This window comes from Bradyrhizobium sp. Kon10 (assembly GCF_055807395.1).
In genome coordinates, this window is the sequence record NZ_JBVVOZ010000169.1 from 1 (window position 1) to 316 (window position 316).

The 316-nt window shown below is 63.6% G+C and carries 1 protein-coding gene; it reads right to left on the reverse strand.

Annotated elements, in window-relative coordinates; genetic code table 11:
- A partial coding sequence (locus tag AC0L2O_RS36570; RefSeq protein ID WP_473373174.1) for a substrate-binding domain-containing protein occupies positions 1-316 on the reverse strand: 316 nt, incomplete at both ends.

The following is a 316-nucleotide window of genomic DNA, read 5'->3' on the forward strand; positions in this document are numbered from 1 at the left end:
CTGCCAGCGGCGTCGAAATCACCATGGTCAGGATGTTGTCGGCGAGCGCCGCGCGCGACTCGGCGTTGATCTCGTTGCAGACGACCACCGGCATATTTACGGGCCTCGCTGCCCTGAGCGCCGAGACCGCGCCTTCCATGCCGCCGCCGGCGACGTAGCAGCCGGCAAGATCCGGGTACCGCGCCAGAAGATCGATCATCGCATCATGGGTCACCTGGTTGGCCTCCAGATTGACCAGCGTCTCCAGCACCGTGAATTCCGGCGCATGCTCGCGGAAGAATGATCTGAAGCCGATCTCGCGTAGCTCATGGCCATG